Below are 7590 nucleotides of genomic sequence, written 5' to 3'. Positions count from 1 at the left end.
ATTTTTTCCGGCAGAAATTGTGGAAATAAAGGTGTAAGAAAATGAAACCATAATTGTAAACAGGTATTGCAATTATATCGACCTTGTTCTCATGGTTTGGATGTTCAAACCATACAGGAGCATATTCACCATTGTCCTCCTCGTATAAATTAAGTTTAAGAACATTTCTCCATGATAAATAAAAAGAGTTACCTACAGCCTCTATTCTTTTAGGAAGATAAAGAGCCATGAGGTTAGGAACTGATAAATTGATGGTATCTAATGGCTTTCCGGTTAAGGAGTTTCTTCCTGTAACGTTATGCCAGTTTGTTATTAAATAGATCTCCTCATTAAAACAATAAAAAAATGCAGTGGCTGTACTCAGAATTGTTAACTCATCGCTGTCAGCATTCTCTCTACACATTTCTATCTTAAATGAAGTTAAACTTAAATTGTTAATTGACATTATAACCCCTTATTTTAACTTTTAGTTCCGGCGGATAAAACAGCAATATAAACACTACGTGAAAGTAAATTGCGAATGATCATAGGCTAAACCAATGATAATGTCACTTGACATGAAAGATTGCGGCGTAAAGAATGTCCGCCCCTGGCACAAAGCAGACGTTAAGACTTACAGCATCGGGAAACTTCTGGATGCCGCGTCAGCGGCATGGAGGCGCCAGATGAGGTTACATGTGTCTGTGGAGTCAAATGGCGCCGAAAGCCCGGCGTAGCCGGTTACCTGGCTATAAACTCTGCCACCCTACCCCCTGCCCTGATTAGCCTTAACCCGCTCACAGCAATGAAGAAGTAAAAGTAATCCCTTTTAACCCCGGTGAGCGGGCTTTACGGCGTTTACGACGTAAAGGGCGTGATTTCCGGGGCCTTGGCGGCGGCAGCTTGCTGCTGACGCTTAGGGGGATGTTCTTCAGTTATTTCAGCGACACCAGGGAACTTAACACGGTAGCTGCAAAGCCATACCCTCTTAAAACGCCACAGACGCCTCTGTGCGCGGCCGGACTGGTCCCGATTAGCTACCATCAGAAACTGGTGAGTGGGCCCTTCCCACATACCATAAAGTATCCACATAGAGCCCGGGTTGTTAGCGCAGTTCCCGGATGTCTCGCTGTACCTCCTGTTCCCGGATATGGATAGCGGTTCTGGAGCCCTGGTCGATTATGCCCTGCTCTTCAGCCCTGAGGAGTCTGTCCTCCTGCTGCAGCGATGTACGCAGCGCGGCTGTATGTGTTTGCTTCTCTCCGGAACCTGAGGTGATGTGTTCGCTTCTGGAGGGCGTCATTTTCACCGCATCCTGGGCCTGTGAGGGGTCAGTTTGGATATCGAAAATTATTGTACGTTAAGGCCATTTTTTGTACTTCCAGGCCGTGTTAAGAGCGATCGATCACGTTGACAGGCAGCTTTGAGCGAGCAGCGGACATATGATGTTTAGAAACCGTGCGATTTGTAGTTACGCAGTAAAGTAAAGATGATTAATTCCGATCTGACTGACTTTGTCACTGGACATTATTTCCGAATGTGCTCTTTCGTCCAGGTTGAAAAACACGATTTGCACGGAGCGAGTGCAATTAACACGGCAGAGGCTGGCACAGGCGCACCAGATGTGGTTTATCCACAGAAGCGGGGGGATAAGGACGTGGGTAATGGACAGAATCACTGTTCTGTCCAGTGAAAAGAGTGGAGCTGAATCTGCTGTTGATCTGCATGTCAGTCAGGTCATTTTCTGCAATGCGTTTCCCACTCGCGGATGGCAAACGTGTCCATCATGCCAGAGATGTAGTCGACAATTGCCCGTTCTTTATCTTTTTGATAAAGAGGATTTATTTCATTGTTAATTTTTTCTTCCGGAAGCGTCCGATACAGTTGGGGTGATATAAATTCTATGTTATTGTCAGAATTATAGAAATTAAATAAATCTGTGATAATCATGTTCCCTTTGTGCTCATAGCTTTTAATGTCTCTTTTGCGCATGATGACTTTAAATACGATATCTTTAAGACCGGAAGACAGATTTTCTTTAGTGCCAAACCCAAGTTGCCTGAAGCTATTTTCACCCTGAGTGACAGTAATATCATTAACAAGCACATTAACAATATTGGATGTCAATTCTTTTCTGAATATAATGGCGAACTCTTCGGATGAATTTAGTCTGAATGCTTTCGAAGCTGTGGCTTTTGATTTTTCAATGATTTCATTTAATGAACCAATTGAATCTTTGTAATCGGATCTTCCAAACTCATAAACGATATCCTCAATGCTGACCATACTACGGCTTAGTGCATCTTCAAGGTCATGCGCGGCATATGCAATTTCGTCTGACAGATCCATTATCTGCGCATCAATAGTTTTTTCACCTGGCTGCAAATCTAATTCATATTTATTTACTAAGTCTGTGAAGTATTTGTAGTCATTATCATAAAGAAATTTTTTGTTGCCATTTTCATTTTTAAAGGGATATTTAACCACAGAGAGAATGGCGCGGTGGGTGAGGTTGAGGCCGGGGCAATATGGATGCTTTATCTCAAGACTTCTGAGTATTCTGAGTGCCTGCGCATTGCCCTCGTAGCCGCCGAAGTCCTTAGCAATCTTGTTAAGTTGTTTTTCGCCGGAGTGGCCGAACGGAGGGTTGCCAATATCGTGCGCAAGCGCAGCCAGTTCGGCTACAACGTGATGTTCAAGTTCAAGTTCGGATGCGATGCTTCGGGCAATCTGGGCGACTTCCAGGCTATGAGTCAGTCTGTTACGGTTAAATTTTTGAGGATCGACTTCAAACAGCTGCATCTTTCCCTGTAACCGCCGGAACGAAGAAGAGTAAAGAATGCGCGCATAGTCTCGCTCAAATTCGTTTCTTTGCCTTGTATCTGCACTCGACGGAGAATGCTCTCTGCCAGAAGAAAGCTTGCTGATCAGCATTTCTTCCTTTTCTTTTGCAAAGACTTTAACATCATTATCGTTAATCATTTATGTCTCTCAGAAAGTTTGGTGAATGTAACTACCTATCTTACTGATTTTTAGAAGCTTGAAAAGATTTAGACTAGATTTTACTGATTTAAAACTTAACAGGAGTTTATATGCTTGGTGCATCCTTCCAGCAATTCACAACAGAGGCATTACTGGCAAGCGCTTCGCTACGTGGAGGATTAACGGCTCTAAATAAGTGCAAGTATCACGATAAAGGAAGCTTTTATAACGCTTTCTTCCAACTATCAACGGGGCTGGAGCGATTCTTTAAAATTATATATGTAGTGCAGTTTATGATTGAAAATGAATTTCATAAACCATCATATAAGCAACTGAGGGAGAAAGGTCATGATATATTGGCCTTACATGAGACGGCCGTGGCTATTGCTGAAAATTATAATAATAGAAACAACAATGAATGGAAACTCAACGATGAGCAGGAATTAATTCTGACAATGCTATCAGAGTTTGGTAAGGAAACCAGATACTACAACCTTAACACGATTGTTGAAGATAAAAAAAAGATAAATAATCCGCTTGAACAGTGGAACGAGATACTCAATGCCTGCTACTGGAAACACATATCAGCAAACAAGAGGGAAAAACTTCAAACTGAAATTATTGAATGGGCTGATAAAAATAGGCTTTATGGATACACCTATGATTTTGGACTAGACGGACATATTATGACTCATATTGATCAGCGTATGCTAAACTGGAAAATTATAAAAGTTTCACCCTGCATTGCGTCTGAAATAATATGTATGTTGCAGCCGTACTATTTTTTATTGGTATCTCTCAGGGATGCTGTGGAACTCAGAGAGATTCAAAATGGTATCAATGAACCGCAAGTTCCATACTTTCACGAAATATTCCCGTACTTCCTTCTAGACGCCTCCAGAGCAAAAAAGCGTAGAAACTGGATGGATTAATTAAAACTGGACAAAATAATCTGAACGTCCAAAGAGCGCGCAGTTTCATGCCAAAAAATAAACAGCTGAACGTCTGCTCCTGGCACGCAGCGGACACGTTAACTGGGCTAAAAGTCCGCTGTGAGAGAATAGCAGTCATGGTTTCGAAGATGGTGCTGGCTTTTATTTAGTGTCAGTGTCCTTACGTTACAAGAATGAATGCAACATATGGGATAAACGCCGTGGTTGTGTCAATGCTTACAGAAGCCCACATGCGAATGTGGGCTTCTGGTATTACTGTTCTTCGCCTTCCTTACCGTAGTAAAGTTTACCGAGTTTGATGAGCGGCCTGCCCTGCGATTTACGGTGCATATTGGTATCACGCAGTGAATAGACACAGCCACAATACTCCTGCTGGTAAAACTGCTCGCGTTTGCTGATCTCAATCATGCGCGATGACCCGACCTGCTTACGCCAGTTGTAATCCCAGTATGCCATTCCCGGATAATGCGCAGCAGCGCGTTGTCCGCAGTCGTTAATCTGCTGCATATTCTTCCAGCGGGAAATCCCGAGTGAGCTGCTGATCACGCTGAACCCATGTTCCGCGGCATACAGCGCGGTGCGTTCAAAGCGCATATCAAAGCACATGGTACACCGAACACCGCGCTCAGGCTCCCACTCCATCCCTTTCGCACGCTCGAACCAGTTGTCGGTGTCGTAATCCGCATCAACAAAAGGCACGCCGTGTTTTTCGGCAAAACGGATATTCTCCTCCTTACGGATGAGGTACTCCTTTTGCGGATGAATATTAGGATTATAAAAGAAAATTGTGTAATCAATGCCCGAGGCCTGAATCGCCTCCATGACTTCCCCCGAACAGGGCGCACAGCACGAGTGCAGCAGTAGCTTGTCTGCGCCGTTCGGCAGCGTCAGTTGCGGGCGTTTAAAATCAGCGTTCTTCATAAATGGATGCTTTGGCAATAGTGAAACTTTTAGGAATTTTAGCATTCACATCGGCGATAACGAAATTAAGAAGTCGCTGTTGTCGTTGAACAAAGGTTTGCTGAGAAGCATCTGAAACGGTCGTCAAAATCTGACCGCGATTTGAGAGCTGGTCAGAACAATTAAACTTCCGCTTTTGGCACAAAGCAGACATTAAAGACTACAGCATCGGATGCCGCGTTAGCGGCATGGAGGCGCCAGATGAAGCTGCATGTATCTGTGGAGTCAAATGGCGCCGAAAGCCCGGCGTAGCCGGTTACCTGGCTATAAATTCTGCCACCCTCCCCCCTTCCCTTAAGGTCAGCCGGAAGGGCAAGGATGGATGTTATAGGCAACTCCGGGATGAGGGAAATCTGATTTTTGAATTCAACAGATAATGAGGGCGACCACAGCATCCCACTTATTGTCTTTATTTCTGCACACGACTATTTCAGCTTCTGGCGCGCGCTGGAAATTGAGTCAGATGACGCGATGTCTCCCTTACGTGTTATCGAAACCCTGACGACCCAAACTTTCAGCCCACCACTTTTTGCCGCCCTTTGCAGTCCTAACCTTATACGGGGTATACTGGCTGCACAGCGTCTCGCCACGTACAAAAAGCTTGTCTGTCCAATGGAACTAATACTGGATGTTGGACGAGAGGGAGATTTGACGGTATCTCCTCGCTGGCTGACGCTTCAGCCCGAGGCTCCGCTGTCACTACAAATCGCGGAAATCGCCCTTTTTTGTGGTTTTGACCTGCCCCCAGTATTAGATACAACCTTCAGTTAGTAATGTCGGTTGATTTTTCTTCATGCTTCCCGTTTCGCCAGCCTGCTGCAAATTCAGATGGCGTCTGGTAATTCAGCGATGAATGAGGTCGACACTCGTTATAATCCTGCCGCCAGTCATTAATGATTTTCCGGGCATGAAGAACATCGCTGAACCAGTGCTCATTCAGGCATTCATCCCGAAAGCGACCGTTGAAACTCTCAATAAATCCGTTCTGAGTTGGCTTGCCCGGCTGGATTAAGCGCAACTCAACACTATGTTCAAAGGCCCATTGATCCAGCGCGCGGCAGGTAAATTCCGGGCCCTGATCGGTTCTTATCGTCTCAGGATATCCACGAAACAGCGCAATGCTGTCCAGAATACGCGCGACCTGAATACCTGAAATCCCGAAAGCGGCGGTGATCGTCAGACACTCCTTCGTGAAATCATCCACACAGGTCAGGCACTTAATCCGGCGGCCGCTGGCAAGAGCATCCATGACAAAATCCATCGACCATGTCAGGTTCGGCGCATCCGGGCGAAGAAGCGGAAGCCGTTCAGTCGCCAGACCCTTACGGCGGCGCCTGCGTTTTACACCCAGACCGTTAAGGTGATAGATGCGGTAAACGCACTTGTGGTTGACGTGAAGGCCCTCCCGGCGCAATAACTGCCAGATGCGCCGGTAACCAAACCGGCGGCGTTCAAGTGCCAGCTCTGTGATGCGTAGAGACAGTTGTGCGTCAGCAGCCGGACGCTGAGCCGAATAACGGCAGGTTGAAAGTGACAGACCAGCCAGCCTGCAGGCACGGCGTTGCGACAGACCCGTTGTCTCACACATGACTTCCACGGCTTCCCGCTTCTGGTCTGTCGTCAAAACTTTCGGCCCAGGGCCACCTGAAGCGCCTCCTTATCCAGCATGGCTTCAGCGAGTAGCTTCTTGAGACGAGCGTTCTCCTCTTCAAGTGACTTGAGCCGCTTCACTTCGGGGACTTCCATGCCACCGAACTTCTTACGCCAGGTGTAGAAGGTGGCGTCTGAAATGGCATGCTTGCGGCAGAGTTCCCGGGCCGAAACCCCGGCTTCAGCCTCGCGGAGAATACTGATGATCTGTTCGTCGGAAAATCGCTTCTTCATGGGGATGTCCTCATGTGGCTTATGAAGACATTACTAACATCGCGGTGTATTAATCAACGGGGAGCAGGTCAGTTTGCCAGACTCGCAACCCGCGAGCCTGTCCGCGCACATCGTGTGGTACTGTCAGACAGTCTTCCCGAATCCGATGCCCGACGCTATGAGAAATTCTTCGGTACCAGCATCATAAAAGGAAGCGTACCTTCCATTACTTTCACCGCCGGGGATGCATAAAGGCCATTTCTTACCGTCAGTGAAGGTATGTGGCAGGTATTCGAGCCTGATCTCCGACTGAGACTAAGTAAACTTGAAGCAACCTCCGCAACAGCAGAACGGCTAGGGGCCATCCTGCTGGAGCTGCTACCGGGAATTACGGCCACGATAAAGAATGCGGCAAGAGGGCGATCCCCTGCAAGCTGGTAAGCCCCCAGTACAGAACCGTAGTCAGGTCCAATCCTCATAGCCGCTGTCATGGATCCAGACGATACCACCGGGGCAATCATCTTCGTAGAACCATAGATGCTCACCTCTAGTTTCCCACTCTCCTTCTGTTTTCGGGAAAGCCGCATCATAACGGCTGATTAGTTCATCAACACTACCCTGCAAAAATTCACCATGCTTACCTAGCCTGATCTTGCCTGTTTCTAAAAGCATACGTAGCAGATGAAGGAAAAATTCTTTTCTCTGATTAAAATTGAAATCTTTTTCACTGAATCTTTCTGGAGGTGTCACGTACCATACTGTACTGATAGAACACCCTTCTAAATTTTCTTTATATTCACTCTTCTTTGTATCATTAAGTAAATTTAGGATTTTTCGCATCATTTTCGCACCC

7 protein-coding genes are annotated in these 7590 nt (G+C 46.2%); 2 read left to right on the top strand and 5 right to left on the bottom strand.

Annotation, left to right across the window (positions count from 1 at the left end):
- Together ACJ8MK_RS25720 and ACJ8MK_RS25715 are read right to left on the bottom strand one after the other, a co-directional pair.
- A partial coding sequence (locus tag ACJ8MK_RS25720; RefSeq protein ID WP_442518122.1) for a hypothetical protein occupies positions 1 to 445 on the bottom strand: 445 nt, incomplete at its 3' end.
- Between the two features lie 1271 nt (positions 446 to 1716).
- Positions 1717 to 2958 carry a deoxyguanosinetriphosphate triphosphohydrolase family protein gene (locus ACJ8MK_RS25715; protein WP_032433962.1) on the bottom strand — a complete coding sequence of 414 codons (1242 nt, stop codon included), beginning with the start codon at positions 2956 to 2958 and terminating at the stop codon, positions 1717 to 1719.
- Positions 2959 to 3071: 113 nt separating this feature from the next.
- On the opposite strand from ACJ8MK_RS25715, the gene ACJ8MK_RS25710 reads away from it, so the two are divergent.
- Positions 3072 to 3893, top strand: a complete 822-nt coding sequence (locus tag ACJ8MK_RS25710; protein ID WP_015632537.1) for a hypothetical protein — start codon at positions 3072 to 3074, stop codon at positions 3891 to 3893.
- Between the two features lie 273 nt (positions 3894 to 4166).
- Here ACJ8MK_RS25710 and ACJ8MK_RS25705 read toward each other — a convergent pair whose 3' ends face one another.
- The gene (locus tag ACJ8MK_RS25705; RefSeq protein ID WP_032433951.1) at positions 4167 to 4835 is read right to left on the bottom strand and encodes an epoxyqueuosine reductase QueH; all 669 of its coding nucleotides are present in this window, start codon (positions 4833 to 4835) and stop codon (positions 4167 to 4169) included.
- A gap of 399 nt (positions 4836 to 5234) precedes the next feature.
- Here ACJ8MK_RS25705 and ACJ8MK_RS25700 point away from each other — a divergent pair, with 399 nt between their 5' ends.
- Positions 5235 to 5645, top strand: coding sequence for an AraC family transcriptional regulator ligand-binding domain-containing protein (locus ACJ8MK_RS25700; RefSeq protein WP_072025961.1), 411 nt, complete (start codon positions 5235 to 5237; stop codon positions 5643 to 5645).
- Here the strand turns inward: ACJ8MK_RS25700 and ACJ8MK_RS25695 are convergent.
- Together ACJ8MK_RS25695 and ACJ8MK_RS25690 are read right to left on the bottom strand one after the other, a co-directional pair.
- A protein-coding gene (locus ACJ8MK_RS25695; RefSeq protein ID WP_087530309.1) for an IS3 family transposase occupies positions 5638 to 6758 on the bottom strand; the annotation gives its coding sequence in 2 pieces (ribosomal slippage) (positions 5638 to 6500 and positions 6500 to 6758; 1122 coding nt in all). The genes ACJ8MK_RS25700 and ACJ8MK_RS25695 overlap by 8 nt on opposite strands.
- 441 nt (positions 6759 to 7199) lie before the next feature.
- Positions 7200 to 7590, bottom strand: a 391-nt coding sequence (locus ACJ8MK_RS25690) for a DUF596 domain-containing protein (protein WP_442518121.1), incomplete at its 5' end; no start/stop codon positions are given.

The organism is Serratia sp. CY38905 (genome assembly GCF_052168875.1).
GTDB lineage: Bacteria > Pseudomonadota > Gammaproteobacteria > Enterobacterales > Enterobacteriaceae > Serratia > Serratia sarumanii.
The sequence above is the reverse complement of the archived record's forward strand: the minus strand, read 5'-3'. Positions and strand labels throughout refer to the sequence as shown.

Excerpts from the sequence above, each read along its gene's own strand:
- ACJ8MK_RS25705 (WP_032433951.1), bottom strand. The coding sequence starts at position 4,835 with ATGAAGAACGCTGATTTTAAACGCCCGCAACTGACGCTGCCGAACGGC.
- ACJ8MK_RS25710 (WP_015632537.1), top strand. The coding sequence starts at position 3,072 with ATGCTTGGTGCATCCTTCCAGCAATTCACAACAGAGGCATTACTGGCA.